Origin of the sequence: Caulobacter hibisci, assembly GCF_016135805.1 — a bacterium.
In the GTDB taxonomy this organism is placed as follows: domain Bacteria; phylum Pseudomonadota; class Alphaproteobacteria; order Caulobacterales; family Caulobacteraceae; genus Caulobacter; species Caulobacter hibisci.
Map to the genome: position 1 here is coordinate 35,694 of NZ_JADWOX010000020.1, position 16,164 is coordinate 51,857.

A 16,164-nucleotide genomic window follows, 5' to 3' on the forward strand; every position below is an offset into this window, starting at 1 on the left:
AGGCCTTATGGACGAGGCGGGCGGGGCGGAGCAAGCGTCGCCCGCGTCGTCTCCCTAGGGGATCGCGTAGAACAGCAGGATCACGCCGCCGAAGACGTAGGCCAGCCAGGTGCAGATCATGCCGACGGCGCGGGGGATCGACACCCCGCCGTTGCGCGACAGGCCCACGGCGTGGATCAGCCGGCCGGCGAACAGCACGAAGCCGACCCCGTGCACGGCGATGACCGGCGCGCCGACCACGGCCAGCACGGCCAGTATGCCCAGGCCCGTCGGGATATATTCGCTGGCGTTGCCGAAGGCGCGGACGGCCTGGGCCATCTCCGGCACGCCGCCGTCGCCCAGGGCGACCTTGTGCTTTTGGCGCAGGCGCACGACCAGCAGCGACAGCACCAGCAGCAGGAAGACGTGCAGTCCGGCCCAGAGGGCGGCGGCGTGACCGGCGGCGGAAACGTCCATGGCGTGGACCTTCGGAACAGAAAGCGGGGCCGCATAAGGGCCTCGCTTCTGTCGGGAAGGCAACCGGTAACGTGGCGTAAGCTAGGGTTGTGGAGGGCTGTCGGCGTCCGGCGTCTCGAACCAGTAGTGCCAGACGCGTCGACCGGGCGGACCTTGCGCCGGAAACGGCTCCAGGTAGATCGCATTGCTGGACATGGCGATGAAGCCGTCGCCCAGCCATCCGTTCGAGACGCTGCCCGTGAACAGTTGTGTGTTCGCCCAGACGCTGCGTCGGCAGCCGTTCAGGTCGGCGAGGCAGATCCTGTAGTGTCCCTTGTCGGCCTTGCTCGAGACCATGCCCAGGCCGGTCTGGGGATCGAAGTCCTCCCACGCCCCATCGACCTTGTCGCCGATGGTCGTGACTGCGCCGGTGTCGACGTCGATCTTCAACATGCCGGGGAAGATGCCGTTTCGCGCATAGACGTAGGGCGCCAGCTTGGGCTGGAAGAACTGCAGGAGCTCGGAGGCGCGGTGGATCACGCGCTGTTCGGTGGCCGTGACTCGGGTGATCCGGGTCCCGATGGCGCCCGGCCGATCATCCTGCTCGAACTGCGTCAGGAGAAGCGTCATCCGCTCCGCCTTGTCCCGTACGCAGATAAGGCCGCCGATATTGGGCGCGCCGGTGTTCCTTGGATTTTTACCTTGAGAAACCTCGATGACGCCGGGGGCGTCCAGGCGCACGGGCGTGCGTCCGCGGGGGTCGTAGTCATAGGCCCTGAGCACGCCGGACTGAGGCCAGGGGCCCTGGGCGACGAGGGAGGCGACCAGGCAACGGTCGCGGGGGTTCAGATAGACCGACATCAGGTGGAAGCCCTGCGGCACGATCATTGGGCGATCGAAGACCGTTCCCGCGCCGAGATCGATTTCGCGGATGGCCGGGGCGTCGCCGCCGCCGGGGAAATAGAGCAGCTCGTCCTTGCCGTCCCGATGGACGAAAGGCTGCTCGGGCATCATCGACAACTTCAGCACGGTTCGGGCGCCGGTGTCGGTCGAGACGATGACCACCACGCCCGGGGTGCATGTGAAGAGGACTTTCTCCAGCGTCGCGGAATGGGCGACGATCACGCAGTCCACGTACTCGCCGAGATTGGCGATCCTGGCGCGACCGTCCAACTGGTCGGCCCAGTCGCCCGTGGTCGTGGCGCAGGCGGCAAGCAGGGCGCCGCTCGCCCCGACCGCAATCGCTCTGGCGCAGCGCAGGACCCCGCGCCAGCCGCCGCGCCCCTGCTTTCGTGCTGGGCCGGAAACCATGCAAGCCTCCCTTTGCCGTCCGACGCCGCGGGACGCGACAAGCCCACACGGTGAGCGCAGCTTTCCGCCGCAATCGCGAAGGGTCAATCAAAAAGTAAGTGATCGCTCGCTCACGTTTTGAGATGCGTTTCAGCGCAGGCTGTAGCCGCCGTCCGTGAACAGGGTGGTCCCGGTGGTGAAGCCGTTGGTCAGCAGGAACAGCACCGCCTGGGCGATCTCGTCCTCGGTCCCCGGGCGGCCGACCAGCGAGCCGGCCGCCTGGCCGGCGAAGGCGGCGGCGCGGATCTCAGCCGGACGCCGCGCCCAAAGGTCGCCGTCGATCGTGCCGGGGGCGACGATGTTGACGCGCACGGGCGCGAGGTCCACCGCCAGGCCGCGCCCGAAGGCCTCGATCGCGCCGTTGGCGGCGGCGTAGAGCGCCGCGCCCTTGGGCGGCCGGGCGCTGGCGGCGCCGGACATCAGCACCACCGAGCCGTCGGGCGCCAGCTTACTCGCGGCGGCGCGGACGCAGCGCACCTGGCCCCAGAACTTGCCGTCGAACGGCGAGGCCAGGGCCGCTTCGTCCGGATGGTCGAACGGGGCGATCGTGTAGGTCGCGGCCGGGGTGAACAGGTGGTCGATGCGGTCGAGGCGCTCGAAGAACCGCGCGACCGAGGCGGTGTCGAAGAGGTCGATGGTCGCGGTCTCGGCGTCGGGGCCGAGCTGTTGTCGCGCCGCTTCCAATCGCTGAGCCGAGCGTCCGCCGATCACCACGCGGCCACCGCCGGCGACGAAGGCCTTTGCTGTGGCAAGCCCGATCCCCGAGCCGCCGCCGATCACCACCAGGGTCTTTCCATCATACTGCATGGCCGAGAGGCTAGGTGGCGACCCGCCACGACGGAAACGACTTGAATTCCGATCATTCCGGACTTCAGTGCCTGAATGATCTCGATCCCTTCTCTCGACCGCTACGGCGGCCTGCGCGCCTTCGTGGCGGTGACCGAGCATGGCGGGTTCGCCGCGGCCGCGCCGTTCCTGGGCCTTTCGCCCTCGGCGGTCGGCAAGGCGGTGAGCCGACTGGAGGCGCGGCTGGGCGTGCGCCTGCTGGCCCGCACCACCCGCAGCGTCGCCCTCACCGAGGACGGCCGCCGCTTCCACGCCCGCTGTGTCGCGGCCCTGGCGAGCCTGGCCGAAGCCGAGGCCGAACTGCTGCAAGGCCGGGGCGAGCCGTCGGGCCTGCTGCGCGTGGCCCTGCCGCCGCTGCTGGGGCGGGCCTTCGTCATGCCGGTGCTGCTGGACCTCGTCGCCCGCTGGCCGGCCCTGCGGCTGGAGGTCGTGTTCGGCGCGCGGGCGGTGGACCTGACGGCCGAGGGCGTCGACCTGGCGGTGCGCATCGGTGATCTCGACGACCGCGCCGGCCTGGTCGCCCGGCCGCTGGGCGCGCAGCGGCGGGTGGTCTGCGCGACTCCGGCCTATCTCGACGCACGGGGACGGCCTGCGAGCGTTGAGGACTTGCTGGCTCACGACTGCCTGGTCGAGGCCCGCGACGGTCGCCCGACGCCCTGGCCCTATGTCGACGGCGAGGGGACGGCGCGGCTGCTGGCGGTGGACGGCCGCCTGCGGATCGGCGACGCCCTGGTCCTGGCCGAGGCGGCGCGGGCCGGAACCGGCATCGCCATGGTCCCGCGCTGGGTGGTGGCCGACGATCTCGCCACTGGTCGCCTGGAAACGGTGCTCGACGGGGTGTTCGACAGTCCGTTGCCGGTGAACCTGGTCTGGCCGCGCACGCCGTATCCGAGCGCGAAGCTGCGGGCGGCTGTGGATGCGCTGGTGGAGCGGTATGGGGAGAGAAGGCCTTGGGATTCTTCCCCTCTTCCATAGGGAGAGGGAGGGGCCCGCCGCGAAGCGGTGGGAGGGTGAGGGGTTTCACCGCCAACAGGCAGATCCGAGATAGCGGCCAGCCTTCTGACGTAGAAGCTCGACGCGCGGCGCTTCATTCGGTGAGTTTGTTACCTCTCACCCTCCCACGCCTTTGGCGCGGGCCCCTCCCTCTCTCAAAGAGAGAGGGTTTCTATGCCCGATCCCTACTTCTCCCGGGCGATCGGGTAGAGCAGGTGGCGGTCGTCGTAGAACGGCGTGCGCTTGTAGAACCAGGCCAGGCGGGCGTCGGGATCGGCGGCGAACTTGGGGTCGGCGGTCAGCTTGGCCTCGAACTCCGCCTTCAGCGCCGGATCGGCGGCCAGCATCTTCTCGGCCAGCGGGGCGATGGCGTAGGGCTCGATATATTCGACGCGGCTCAGCACCTCGGGGACCATGCCCCAGGCGAAGACGCTTTCGCTCGATTGCGGTTCTAGCAGCAGCACGACGAGGTCGCCCAGCGGCTGGTCGGTTGGCACGCGGACCGAGCCCTTGGGGAAGGTCCAGTCGCGCTGTTGCGTCGTCACCTGCTCGACGCTCATCTGAACATGGCCCTCGTTGGCGCGCGGGGCGACCTTCGGCTCGACCAGGCGCAGCATCTCGACCGGCACGGTCCTGGACGCATCGAGGGTCTCGACCTTCACCCCGTGCAGCTTCAGCCGCTCGATGAGGTCGGCGCGATAGCTGGGCACCCAGTAGGCCTTGGGACGGGCCAGCTGCAGGGTGGGGTGCGAGCCGTAGAACGGCAGCTGCCAGAGGTCCGGGTCGGCCTGCCCCAGCCAACGGATCTCGGTCTTGCCCGAGGCGACGCTGTCATAGGTCTCGTACTTGATGCCCTTGAAGGCCCGGGTCGTGGTCGGCTTGTCGTCGGCGATGAAATTGGCCGGGATGGTCGCCGGACGCAGGGCGCTGTCGGCGGCGACGGCGGCGCGCAGCGTGTCGCCCTTCTGCGCCAGCAGCTTCAGCGACGTCTCGATGAACACGTAGGTCCCCAGCACCCGCTGGACGTGGGGCTTGAGGCTGTGGTTCTCGATCAGGATGGTCGGCACGTGGGCGGCCGAGCCCCAGCCGTTGGAGAACCGCTCGCCCAAGCCGCCGTCCGACAGCCCGGCCTTGGGATTGCGCTCGTCGATGCCGAACACCAGCTCGCCCGGGATGTGGCCCTCGGCCTCCAGGCTCTGGTTCATGGCCGGCTTGAAGGCCTCGTCCAGCCACTTGGCGGTGGCCGGCGAGCGCGACCAGACGCCCTCCTCGCCGTTGTAGCCGTAGGTGACGTCGTACTGGTAATCCATGCCGTCGGTGACGTGGACGTCGACGTAAAGGTCGGCGTGGTACTTGGCCTGAAGCCGCTTCAGCGCCTGCATCTCGGGCTGGTCGAGCTTCATGAAGTCGCGGTTGAGGTTCTGGTTGGTCGCCGTGTTGCGCCAGCCCTGGATGCGCGGTCCGCGCTGGTTGGGGCGCGAGTAGGGACCCGAGCGCTCGTGGCCGTCGACCGACAGGATCGGGATCAGCACCAGATTGACCTTGTCGAGCAGGCCGTCCTTGCCGTGAAAGGCGATGTCGCGCAGCAGCATCATGCCCGCATCCTTGCCGTCGATCTCGCCGGGGTGGATTCCGCACTGGACCAGCAGCAGCGGCTTCTTCGGATCCAGCTTGTCGCCGTCCTTGCTGGCGATCACCGCGAAGATCGGCCGGCCCTCGGGCGAGACCCCGAACTCCTCGACGCGCACAAGCTTGGACGCCTTGTCGAGCCTGTCGAACCAGGCGCGGGTGTCCACATAGGTCGGCGAGAAGTCGTGGCCGGGATCGGCCTCGAACGGCGTCACCCACGGATCGGACTTGTCGCGGATCAGCGCCTGGCTGGCGCCCTGCCAGTGCGGCGCGGGGGGCAGGAAGGCCTGGTCCCAGGGGGCTTTGGCGGGGGTCTGCGACATGGCGGGCGTTCCCAAGGCAAGCAGGGCGAGGGTGAGGAGAGCGGTCGAGCGCATGGCTGCTGTCGTCGCCCTTCCTCCCGCCGAAGGCAAGGGGGCTAGCCGCCGGTCAGCAGCCAGCCGCCCTTGGCCACCAGCGCCTTGGCCGAGCCGAAGATCTGCCAGGTCTGGTAGGCGAGCAGGATCCCCAGGGCGCCGGCCACCATCCACCGCCAGCGCGCCAGGGCCGCCACCAGGGTCAGCAGCAGGAACATCGGCGTGCCGATCCAGAAGGCCGGGCCCAGCCGCAGCTTGGCGATCTCGCCGTTCAGGGTCACCAGGCCCAGGAACAGCACGACGATCAGCAGGTTTGCGCCCATGACGCTGAGCAGCACCAGCCGCTTGCGGCCCCAGAAGTGGTCGTCCAGGTCCTCGCCGGGCTTCAGCTCGCGGGGGAAGACCTGGGTGGCGGCGACATAGAAGGTGCTGGCCACCACCAGGCCGACGATCAGCAGGGCGTAGTTGTAGGGCGCGGGGCGGAAGATCACCCAGGCCTGGTTCCAGAAGCTGGCGATGTCGATAGCCACGAACAGCGCCAGGAGCGGCGTCAGCAGGCCGAAGCGCACCGTCCGCCGCTCGTGCAGCAGCCGTGCGAAGCCGCCGACCAGCTCGGCCACCGAAAAGCCGAGCAGCAGGCCGTAGAAGCTGAAGAAGAACTCGAATGGGTCCACGAAATCCCCCGATTTCAGACGCGTCACTGAAGGCGGCGAGGCCGCGCCGCACTTCCTGGATCATGCGCGCATTGCGGGCAAGGTGCGGCCGCTTCTCGCTGACCGCGTCGATCGCCGCATGGTGCTTGCAGAGGCTGTTCAGCGTCCAGGTGCTGACGGCGATGCACCAGCCGAGGCGATGAAGGCGTCCAAGGCGTGCGAGATATCCTCGTAGAACCGGGGGTAGTCGAAAGTCTTCGGCAGGCGTGCGGGTCGATCGGCCAAGCGCGCCTTTAGCCGTATCGCGAAGACATGCGCCACCTCGGGCCCTGTCATCTCGACGATCTCCTCTGAGGAAAACCCGACCGAGACGCTGAGAAAGCGAAGGTCCGTGCCGGGAAATCGGCCGACCTTTTCGAAGGCCTTCCGATGGGGAGCGTTTCCGGCTTCGTCAGGCTCCATGGCCACCAACACCGCATGGAAGGCGGCGAGTCCGCCATAGTCGGCGCCGAGCGCGGGTTGCAGCGCGTCTTCAAGCCCGGGAAGCGCGGCCAGCACCTGGTCCTTGGCGTCGTACCAGGCCTTCGCCGTCAGGGTGATAATCAAGACGGATCTTCCCTCGCGCTACTTCGCCTTCCAGATCGGCTTGCCCTCGCCCGGCAGGCCCAGGCGCGACCACTTCTCGCTGACCGCGTCGACCACGGCCTGGTCCATGCGGATCTCCTCGCCCCACTCGCGATTGGTCTCGGGCTCCCACTTGTCGGTGGCGTCGAGGCCGATCTTCGAGCCCAGGCCGCTGACCGGGCTGGCGAAGTCGAGATAGTCGATCGGGGTGTGCTCGATCACCGTGATGTCCCGGGCGGGATCCATCTTGGTGCTGATCGCCCACATCACGTCCTTCCAGTCGCGGGCGTTGATGTCGTGGTCCACGACGATCACCCACTTGGTGTACATGAACTGGCGCAGGTAGCTCCACACGCCCAGCATCACCCGCTTGGCGTGGCCCGGATAGGCCTTCTTCATCGACACCACGGCGATGCGGTAGGAGCAGCCCTCGGGCGGCAGCCAGAAGTCGACGATCTCGGGGAACTGCTGGCGGATCAGCGGGATGAACACCTCGTTCAGCGCCTCGCCGAGCACGCTGGGCTCGTCCGGCGGCCGGCCGGTGAAGGTGGTCAGGTAGATCGGGTCCTTGCGCATGGTGATCGCCGTCACCTGGAAGACCGGGAAGGTCTCGACGCTGTTGTAGTAGCCGGTGTGGTCGCCGTAGGGGCCCTCCTCGGCGTGCTCGTCGAGCAGGACGTGGCCCTCGATGACGATCTCGGCCTGGGCCGGCACCATCAGCGGCACGGTCTTGGCCGGCACGAGGTCGAGCTTGGCGCCGCGCAGCAGGCCGGCGAACTGGTATTCGCTCAAGGTGTCGGGCACCGGCGTCACGGCGGCCAGGATCGTGCCGGGGTCGGCCCCCAGCACGACGGCGCAGGGCAGGGGCTCCTTCTTGCCAGCCTTCTTGTGGCGGGCGTAGTGCTGGGCCCCGCCGCGGTGGGCTAGCCAGCGCATGATTGCCTTGTCCTTGCCCAGCACCTGCATGCGGTAGATGCCGAGGTTGAAATCGTCCTCGCGGTCGTCGCTAGGCCCCTTGGTGACCACCAGGCCCCAGGTGATCAGCGGCGCCGGCTCGCCCGGCCAGCAGGTCTGCACCGGCAGCTTGGACAGGTCGATCTGGTCGCCCTTGAGCACCACTTCCTGCACGGGCGCCTTCTTCACCGTGCCCGGGCGCATCGACAGCACCGTCTTGGCCAGGGGCAGCATGTCCAGCGCGTCCTTCAGGCCCTTGGGCGGCTGGGGCTGGCGCAGGAAGGCCAGCAGTTCGCCGACTTCGCGCAGCTCGCCGGCGGTGGTGCGCGGCTCGCCGCCCAGGGTGACGCCCATGGCCACCCGCTTGACCGTGCCGAACAGGTTGGCCAGGGCGGGCATCGAAGACCGCGACCCGTCGGGCAGCAGCACGTGCTCGAACAGCACCGCCGGGCCGCCGGTGGCCAGCAGGCGGGTCTGGATCTCGGTCATCTCGAGGACGGAGGAGACCGGCTCCTTGACCCGCACCAGCTCGCCCTGGGCCTCCAGCACGTCGATGAATTCGCGAAGCGAGCGATAGGCCATGGGCGGGGAGACTCCTGGAACGGCGCGGAACCTAGAAGCGGGGGCGCGCCAGGGCAAGGCGGAGGGCCCGGTGTTTGAAGGGACGTGGAGGGGGCGTCGAGCGCGCGTGGAGAAAGGATGCAGGCCAAGCTTCGTCCTAGGCGCCGCATTCGGGGCGTGATCTCTGCTGCCTCGAAGGTTGCAGGAGCCCGTCGATGACCGACCAAACCGTCGAAGCCGATCCGCGCGCCGTGCGCCGGACGACCGTGCTGCGCCTGGTCACGGGCCTGGCCCAGGGGCTGCTGCTGTACTGGCTGTACCAGGCCAATGAGCACAAGTTCTGGCCCCATACCCAGCCGCAGGCCGATGCGGCGCTCGGGCTGGCCTTCCTGTTCGCGCCGTTCGTGGTGCTGGCGGGCGTCTCGACCCTGCGCTGGCGCACCCTGGCCGCCTGGAAGGGCGCGGCCGTGCTGCTGGCCGCCGGGGTCGGGGCCTACGGCGTCTGGAGCGGCGATCCGGCGGCGCGCGGCGTCGACGGCCTGGGGCCGTTGAACTTCATAGGTCTCGCGGCATTGCTGTTCATCGGCCACCATCTGGTCGAGCCGGCCGACATTGAGCGCCGGCCCATCGCCCGTTTCGCCAGCTATTTCGACATCACCTGGAAGCACGGGGTGCAGCTGGTGCTGGCGGCGGGCTTCACCGGGGCCTTCTGGCTGCTGTTGTTCCTGGCCGCGGCCCTGTTCAAGCTGATCGGCGTCGACGCCATCGACGCCCTGATCAAGACCGAGCTCTTCGCCTTCCCGGCCACCACCACCATGTTCGCCGCCGCCGTCCAGCTGACCGACGTGCGCGCGGGCCTGGTGCGCGGGGTGCGGACCGTGGCCCTGACCCTGCTGGCCTGGCTGCTGCCGCTGATGGTGCTGATCGCCGGCGGCTTCCTGCTGACCCTGCCGTTCACGGGCCTGGAGCCGTTGTGGAAGACCCGCAGCGCCACGGCCATGCTGCTGACCGCCGCCGCCTTCCTCACCCTGCTGACCAACGCCGCCTACCAGGACGGCACCGAGGCGACGGCGGTGGTGCTGAAATGGGCGGCGCGGCTGGCCGGCCTGCTGCTGGTTCCGATCGTCGCCCTGGCCGCCTATGGCCTTTCCCTGCGCATCGGCCAGTACGGCCTCAGCACCGACCGGATCATCGCCGCCGCCTGCGTGCTGGTCGCGGCCGGCTACGCGATCGGCTACGCGGTCGCGGCGGTGCGGCCCGGCCCCTGGATGAAGACCTTGGAAGCGACCAACATCGCCATGGCCTTCGGGGTGATCGTCGTGCTGCTGGCCCTGGTGACGCCTCTGGCCGATCCACGTCGGCTGTCGGTCGGCGACCAGGTGGCGCGGCTGGAGGGGGGCAAGGTCAAGGCCAAGGACTTCGACTTCCGCTTCCTGCGCTTCGACGCTGGGCGCTACGGCGTCGACGCCTTCGGAAGGCTGAAGACCAGCAAGGATCCCGAGATCCGCGAGGGCGCGCGCATCGCCGCCCTTCTGAAGGGGCGCTACGACAGATCGGATTCGAAGCCCTCGTCCGAGCTTAAGCCAATGTCTCAGATCCAGGTGTTCCCCAAGGGACAGGCCCTGCCGGCCGATTTCGTCGAGCAGTTCGGCGCGCCGGATGCTTATCGACCGTTCTGCGGAGCGAGCGACAAGCCATGCCGTGCCAACGTCAAGGACCTCGATGAGGACGGCGTCGCCGAGGTTCTCATCGAGGCGGGTGATGGGATCGCGGTCTATAAGCGCATGGACGGCCTGTGGAAGCGTTACGGCTTCTTCCGGCTGACCGGCTGCTATCCCGACGATGTCGATCCCGAGACGGACATGACGCGGTTCATCACCGGCGCGCTGGAAACCACTACGCCTGACATGCCGGACATCAAGCACGCCGGCCAACGGCTTCGCATCACGCCCGAACAGCCGCGCTGCGAAACTGCGGAGCGGCCGATCAAGCAGCGGAGCGCGCCTTTCACTCCGCTGGCGTACTGACGCTCAGACCCCCTCGCTGACCGCGTTCAACCGCGCATAGACCCCGCCGGCCGCCTTCAGCTCGGCGTGGCGACCTTCCTCGACGACGCGGCCGTTCTGGAACACCAGGATCCGGTCGGCGCCGCGCACGGTCGACAGGCGGTGGGCGATGACGATGGTCGTGCGGCCCTGCATCAGCGCCTCGGCGGCCTCCTGCACCAGGGCTTCGGTCTCGACGTCGAGCGAGGAGGTGGCCTCGTCGAGCACCAGGATCGGGGCGTCGGTCAGGAAAGCGCGGGCGATGGCCACGCGCTGGCGCTCGCCGCCCGACAGCTTGATGCCGCGCTCGCCGACCAGGGTGTCGTAGCCGTGCGGCAGCTTCAGGATGAACTCGTGGGCGCGGGCCTTCCTGGCCGCCTCCACCACCTGGTCGAAGGTGGCGTCGGGGCGGCCGTAGGCGATGTTGTCGAGGAGGCTGCGGTGGAACAGGGCCGGGTCCTGCGGCACCACGGCGATGGCGCGGCGCAGAGAGCCTTGGGTGACCTTGGCCACGTCCTGGCCGTCGATCAGGATCCGCCCGCCCTGCAGGTCGTGCAGCCGCTGGATCAGCTTGACGAAGGTCGACTTGCCCGAGCCGGTCGGGCCGACCAGGGCCACCTTCTCGCCCGGCGCGATCTCCAGCGAGAAGCGATCGTACAGCGGCGCGCCGGCGTTGCGGTAGGCGAAGGTCACGCCCTGGAAGGCGATGGCGCCGGGGCCGGGCGCGAAGGCGGGCGCGTCCGGCGCGTCGGCGATCTGCGGCGGCAGCCGCGACCAGGCCGCGACGTCCTCGGAATCGTCGAGGCCCTTCTGCAGCATGCGGATGTTCTCGCCCATGTTGCGCAGATAGCCGCTCATCAGCAGGAATGAGGTGATGGCCGCGACGATGTCGCCCGGCCCGGCCTGGCCGCGCATCCAGGCCCAGACCATGGCCCCGGTCAGCCCCGCCTGCAGCACGACCAGCAACAGGTTCTGGCCCAGCCAGACGTCGGTGAAGCGGTTCCAGGTGACCATCACCGCATCGCGCCAGGCCGCGGTGACTTGGGCCAGACGGGCGGTCTCGCGGTCCTCGGCCCCGAAGGCCTTGACCGTCGGATTGGAGGTCACCGCGTCGGCCAGGGCCCCGCCGATGGCGGAGTCGAAGGCGTTGGACTTCAGGTTGGCGGGCCGCACGTAGCGCTCGGTGATCCACAGGTTCACCGACAGGTACAGCAGCACCACGACCAGCGAGATCGCGCCGGCCAGGGGCTGCTTGACCAGCATGACGCCCGACAGCCCCAGCAGCACGATCATGCTGGGCGCCAGCCAGATGGTGAAGGCGTCGGTGACGCTGTCGTATCCCCACATGGCGCGGGTCAGCTTGCGCACCGTGGCCCCAGCGAAGCTGTCGGCGTGCCAGTCGGACGAGAAGGCCTGGACGCGGGCGAAGCCCTCGTTGGTCATCTCCTCCATGTTGCGGGCGGCCAGCGGGATCCAGAACCGGTGGGCCAGGTTGCGGATCAGCGAGAAGGCCAGGTAGACGCCGACGAAGATCGCCCAGGCGCCCCAGGCGCGCGACTTCTCGCCGGCCACGACGACGTCGACCAGATGCTCGGCGGCGGTCGGCAGGGCGACGTCGAAGGCCACCGCGACCAGGGTCAGGCTCACCCCGGCGGCGAAGATCAGCTTCCGGCGCAGCCAGAAGCGCGCCAGGAAGCCCAGCACCTGGCCGTTGGACAGCGCCCGGCGCTTGCCCTTGGTCTCGTCTTCATCGTTGAAGTCGCTCATGGGCGGCTAGATAGGCTGGATGGGAGCGGCTGGGAACGGTTTGCGGGTGCGCTGCTGCCAGGTTTTGGCGCCGCTATTCCGCGTCGCTCAGCACCATGGCGAAGGGGACCTGCGCGCCGTCGCGGTTCACATAGCCGCTGACCAGCTTGTGGCCCGGGTTCAGCACGCCCAGCTCGACGTCCTCGGTGGGGAAGACCACGGTGCGGCGGTCGCCGACGCAGACCACCAGCTCGTAGCCGTCATAGGCCCGCTGCGACATCGCCTTGATGCGCCGGTAGTAGGGTTCGCGCTTCCAGGCCGCCGGCTTGCCGGGGTCGACCACGACGTTGAGGCGTTTGCCGTCGCGGTCGGAATACATCAGGAAGCCGGCCTTGTCGGGCCGCCAGGCGTCGTCGAGCTTTTCCGAGGTCAGCCACAGGCAGTGGAAGCCGCGGCAGGCGCCCGGACGGGTCTCGTAGGAGCCGCAGCCGCCGCCCTTCTTGAAGTGGCCGCACCAGACGCCGTCGCGCTTGTTCAGCTCGTCGATGGCCAGCACCTTGCAGCACATGCCGCAGGAGCCGCAGGCCTTGCCGGGCGCGGGGCCGGGCGCAGGGGCGGGGGCGACGTCGGTCATTGGGCGGCTCCCGCGAAGGGCTTGGCGGCCATGTCGCGGACGATGCCGAGGTCGATATCCCGATCGCCCTGGATCTCATAGGCGCGCGGGCCGACCAGCACGTTCAGGGTCAGGCCGCCGGCCGCGCCGCGCCGGGCCCAGTCGCGCAGAGTGGCGTGGTAGGGGGCCTTGAGCCAGGCCTGGGGCTGGGCCGGATCGACCTCGACGATCAGCCGCCGGCCGCCCTCCTCGCGGTGCAGGACGAAGCGGGCGCGGTCGGGCCGCCACTCGTCCGACAGGCCCTCGGCGTTCAGCCAGTAGCAGGAGAAGTCGGCGCAGGCCTTGGGGCGGTCGGCATAGATCGCGCAGCCGGCCCCTTTGCGGAAGTGGCCGCACCAGGCGTGCGGCGACTTGCCGATGGCCTCGACGCCCATCAGCTTGCAGCACATCCCGCAGTCGCCGCAGCTCCGCTGACCCACGTCGTTCCCCCGCCCGAAGGCCAATCGTCAGGGTGCGGAATTTAGCGGGGGTTTGTGACGGTTTTTGCGGAGCAAAGACCCTCTCCCCGTGGGAGAGGTGTCCGCGAAGCGGACGGAGAGGGGATTGGCGCGAAGCCGGCCGGCATCAGCGGCGGCTGAAAACGGCCCCCCTCCGGCCCTTCGGGCCACCTCCCCCAGAGGGGGAGGATCTGGAAGCGCCGCGCCTCCAAGATGCTCCCCCTCTGGGGGAGCTGTCGGCGAAGCCGACTGAGGGGGTTACTCGAACCCCGTCGCGCTCCACACGGCCAGCTCATTCCCCGCCGGATCCAGGAAGTGGAACCGCCGCCCACCCGGGAATTCGAAGATCGGCTTCACCACCACCCCGCCGGCGGCGACCACCTTGGCTTCCATGGCTTCGAGATCGACGGCGTAGAGGATCACCAGCGGCTTGGCCGGCTCTTCGGTGATGTCGCCCACGAAGCCGCCGTCGGCGCCCTGGCCTTCGAAGGCGGCGTAGTCGGGGCCGTAGTCGGTGAAGCTCCAGCCGAAGGCGGCGGAATAGAAGGCCTTGGTGGCCGGGAGCTCGCCGCCCGCCCACTCGATATAGTCGATCTTGCCGTCCTCGCGCATGGGCGGGTCTCCACTTATGTTCCGCAAATGTTCTAGTTTGGCGTCAGGGCAGAGTCCAGACGCTGGTGCGCTTCACCGCCAGGTCTTCCAGTTCGCGGGTGGTGGGCACCTGGTATTCGGCCAGCTTCACCAGGCCCTCCTTGGGGAAGTAGGTGCGGCCCGGATCGCCGACCAGCACCGCCGCCCCGGCCGCGCGGCCCTCGGCCAGCCAAGCCATGACAGCCTTGGCCATCGGCCCCTCGTAGCAGATGTCGCCGGCCAGCAGCACGTCGGCGGCCGGCGGCGGGGCGTCCAGCAGGTTCTGGTCGGTGAAGCCGATCTCGACCCCGTTGGCCGCTGCGTTCATGGCCACGGCCGCCTCGCAGAACACGTCGATGTCGGCCGCCAGCACGCTGGCCGCGCCCGCCTTCATGGCCGCGACGGCGACGATGCCCGAGCCGGTGGCGAAGTCGATCACGTGCTTGCCGCGCACGATCTCGGGATGGTCGAGCACGTAGCGCGCCAGGGCCTGGCCGCCGGCCCAGGCGAAGGCCCAGAACGGCGGCGGCAGGCCGATTTCTTCCAGCGCTTCCTCGGTCAGGCGCCACAGGGGCGTCACCTCGTCGGCCAGGTGCAGCAGCAGTTCGGGCGCGTGCGGCGTGGGCAGCAGCCGGGTGTTGTCGCGGATGAAGGCCCGGCGGCCTTCCAGGGTCTGGACGATCATGGGCGGGTTATAGGCGTTTCGCGCGGACGCGAGACCCCCTCAGTCGCTCCGCGACAGCTCCCCCAGAGGGGGAGCATCTTCTTGGCGCGGCTTCGCCAGATCCTCCCCCTCTGGGGGAGGTGGCCCGGAGGGCCGGAGGGGGGCTACGCCGCCGCCTTGCTCGACGCCGCCTTCAGCACCGTCAGATAGCCCGGCGCGTTCAGCATCCCTTCGGTCAGGCCCTTCTCGGCCAGCAGCCGATGCGCCCGCGGCAGGTTCCAGCACGGCACGTGCATGAACAGGTGATGCTCGGCGTGGAAATTGACGTGGTAGGGGGCGACAAGCGCCCGCTCGAGCCAGTTGGCCTTCGTCGTGCGGGCGTGGCGGAACGGGTCGGGCTCGTCCTTGGCGACCAGGGCGTGCTCGGCGATGTTGCGCAGGCGGGTGACGAGCGGGAACCAGGTGGCCATCGGCACGATCCACAGCGCCAGCCACGCCCACCAGAGACCGGCCGCCGACAGCGCGACCCAGGTTGCTCAGCAGGAACCGCTTCTGGCCCGCCGCCGCGCGGGCGAAGATCGCGCCTGGGGCCTGGCCGTGCTGGCGCTTCTTCAGGCCGGCCAGGATCGGCCCGAACCGCTGCTTGAAGAAGGTCTGGCCCGTCAGGTCACGGACGATCTTGCGGCGCAGGGACGCTCGCGTGGTCGGGAACGGGGCCGACAGCACCAGATCCGGGTCCTCGGCCTGTTGGGCGAACTTGTGGTGGGTCAGGTGATAGGGCCGGTAGGCGTTCAGCGACGCCCCCAGCGGCGCGGCGCACAGCCACTCGCCCAGCCAGTCGTTGACCTTCAGATTGGAGTGCAGCCCGCCATGCGCGGCCTCGTGCATCAGGATCGCCAGGCCCAGCTGCCGGGCGCCGATCAGCATGACGGCGACGATGTAGGTCAGCGGATTGGGCCAGACCACGAAGACCGCCCCGGCCAGCAGGATCACGCTCCAGGCATGGGCGACCATGGCGATCCCCCGCCAGGACGAGCGGCGCGACAGGCGGGCCCAGTCTTCCGGGCGGAACAGTTCCTGCGGCTTGATACGAGCGGCGACGGCCATGGAACGGATCATCGCACGTTCAGGTTCAGGCCGACAGAATGACGTTAGGTCACAGCTTTTTGCGGAGCCTTTTCATGCGCTTGATCCTTCTCGCCGCCCTTGCTCGCTTGGCCTTGCGGGAGCGGCGAACGCCGCCAGCTTCGGCTGCGCCAAGGCCAGGCGGGCCGACGAAAAGGCGATCTGCGCCGACCGTAGCCTCGACAACAAGGACGTGCGGATGAGCGTGCTCTACGACATCAACAAGAAGACGATGGGCATGGGCAGCCGCGGCGCGCTGATGGACGAGCAGCAGGCCTGGCTGAAGGCCCGCGCCGACTGCCGCGCCAACCGGGCGTGCCTGGGGCGAACCTACGACCGCCGGCTGGGCGAGTTGGAGCGGTCGATGGAGCGGATCTACCGGGCGGGGCCGTTCTAGGTTTCCTTCTCCCAGAGGGAGAAGGTGGCGCGAAGCGCCGGATGAG

At 69.1% G+C, this 16,164-nt stretch carries 15 protein-coding genes and 1 pseudogene; 3 read left to right on the forward strand and 13 right to left on the reverse strand.

Annotated elements, in window-relative coordinates:
• Positions 1–54: 54 nt before the first annotated feature.
• The 3 genes from I4Q42_RS21545 to I4Q42_RS21555 form a co-directional block, all read right to left on the reverse strand.
• Complete coding sequence (locus I4Q42_RS21545; RefSeq protein WP_198578154.1) at positions 55–456, reverse strand: MAPEG family protein; 402 nt, start codon at positions 454–456, stop codon at positions 55–57.
• 81 nt (positions 457–537) lie between these two features.
• Positions 538–1,746 carry a hypothetical protein gene (locus I4Q42_RS21550; protein WP_198578155.1) on the reverse strand — a complete coding sequence of 403 codons (1,209 nt, stop codon included), beginning with the start codon at positions 1,744–1,746 and terminating at the stop codon, positions 538–540.
• Positions 1,747–1,875: 129 nt separating this feature from the next.
• Positions 1,876–2,592, reverse strand: a complete 717-nt coding sequence (locus I4Q42_RS21555; protein WP_198578156.1) for an SDR family oxidoreductase — start codon at positions 2,590–2,592, stop codon at positions 1,876–1,878.
• Positions 2,593–2,667: 75 nt separating this feature from the next.
• Here I4Q42_RS21555 and I4Q42_RS21560 point away from each other — a divergent pair, with 75 nt between their 5' ends.
• The gene (locus I4Q42_RS21560; protein ID WP_198578157.1) at positions 2,668–3,606 is read left to right on the forward strand and encodes a LysR family transcriptional regulator; all 939 of its coding nucleotides are present in this window, start codon (positions 2,668–2,670) and stop codon (positions 3,604–3,606) included.
• Positions 3,607–3,809: 203 nt separating this feature from the next.
• Here I4Q42_RS21560 and I4Q42_RS21565 read toward each other — a convergent pair whose 3' ends face one another.
• From I4Q42_RS21565 to I4Q42_RS21580, 4 genes are all read right to left on the reverse strand, one after another.
• Positions 3,810–5,630, reverse strand: coding sequence for a M14 family metallopeptidase (locus tag I4Q42_RS21565; protein ID WP_198578158.1), 1,821 nt, complete (start codon positions 5,628–5,630; stop codon positions 3,810–3,812).
• A gap of 41 nt (positions 5,631–5,671) precedes the next feature.
• Positions 5,672–6,283 (reverse strand): hypothetical protein, encoded by a 612-nt coding sequence (locus I4Q42_RS21570; protein WP_198578159.1) that lies wholly within the window; start codon positions 6,281–6,283, stop codon positions 5,672–5,674.
• Positions 6,284–6,421: 138 nt separating this feature from the next.
• The gene (locus tag I4Q42_RS21575) at positions 6,422–6,868 is read right to left on the reverse strand and encodes a hypothetical protein (RefSeq protein ID WP_198578160.1); all 447 of its coding nucleotides are present in this window, start codon (positions 6,866–6,868) and stop codon (positions 6,422–6,424) included.
• An 18-nt stretch (positions 6,869–6,886) separates the two neighbouring features.
• Positions 6,887–8,422: a UbiD family decarboxylase gene (locus tag I4Q42_RS21580; protein ID WP_198578161.1), complete on the reverse strand. Its 1,536-nt coding sequence runs from the start codon at positions 8,420–8,422 to the stop codon at positions 6,887–6,889.
• Between the two features lie 194 nt (positions 8,423–8,616).
• Between I4Q42_RS21580 and I4Q42_RS21585 the strand changes: the two genes are divergently transcribed.
• Positions 8,617–10,428, forward strand: coding sequence for a DUF4153 domain-containing protein (locus I4Q42_RS21585; protein ID WP_198578162.1), 1,812 nt, complete (start codon positions 8,617–8,619; stop codon positions 10,426–10,428).
• A gap of 3 nt (positions 10,429–10,431) precedes the next feature.
• Here I4Q42_RS21585 and I4Q42_RS21590 read toward each other — a convergent pair whose 3' ends face one another.
• The 6 genes and pseudogenes from I4Q42_RS21590 to I4Q42_RS21615 all read right to left on the reverse strand — a co-directional run bounded on the left by I4Q42_RS21590 (position 10,432) and on the right by I4Q42_RS21615 (position 15,703).
• Complete coding sequence (locus tag I4Q42_RS21590) at positions 10,432–12,213, reverse strand: ABC transporter ATP-binding protein (RefSeq protein WP_198578163.1); 1,782 nt, start codon at positions 12,211–12,213, stop codon at positions 10,432–10,434.
• Between the two features lie 73 nt (positions 12,214–12,286).
• Positions 12,287–12,826 (reverse strand): YkgJ family cysteine cluster protein, encoded by a 540-nt coding sequence (locus I4Q42_RS21595; RefSeq protein WP_198578164.1) that lies wholly within the window; start codon positions 12,824–12,826, stop codon positions 12,287–12,289.
• Positions 12,823–13,284, reverse strand: a complete 462-nt coding sequence (locus tag I4Q42_RS21600) for a YkgJ family cysteine cluster protein (RefSeq protein ID WP_332873130.1) — start codon at positions 13,282–13,284, stop codon at positions 12,823–12,825. The genes I4Q42_RS21595 and I4Q42_RS21600 overlap by 4 nt, the downstream gene beginning before the upstream one ends.
• 276 nt (positions 13,285–13,560) lie before the next feature.
• Positions 13,561–13,914, reverse strand: coding sequence for a VOC family protein (locus I4Q42_RS21605; protein WP_198578165.1), 354 nt, complete (start codon positions 13,912–13,914; stop codon positions 13,561–13,563).
• 43 nt (positions 13,915–13,957) lie between these two features.
• A complete protein-coding gene (locus I4Q42_RS21610; protein WP_198578166.1) occupies positions 13,958–14,617 on the reverse strand; it encodes a class I SAM-dependent methyltransferase in 660 nt (219 codons plus the stop codon).
• Between the two features lie 143 nt (positions 14,618–14,760).
• A pseudogene (locus tag I4Q42_RS21615) lies at positions 14,761–15,703 on the reverse strand (fatty acid desaturase family protein).
• On the opposite strand from I4Q42_RS21615, the gene I4Q42_RS21620 reads away from it, so the two are divergent.
• A complete protein-coding gene (locus tag I4Q42_RS21620; protein ID WP_198578167.1) occupies positions 15,702–16,118 on the forward strand; it encodes a lysozyme inhibitor LprI family protein in 417 nt (138 codons plus the stop codon). The pseudogene I4Q42_RS21615 and the gene I4Q42_RS21620 overlap by 2 nt on opposite strands.
• The last annotated feature ends 46 nt before the right edge of the window (positions 16,119–16,164 follow it).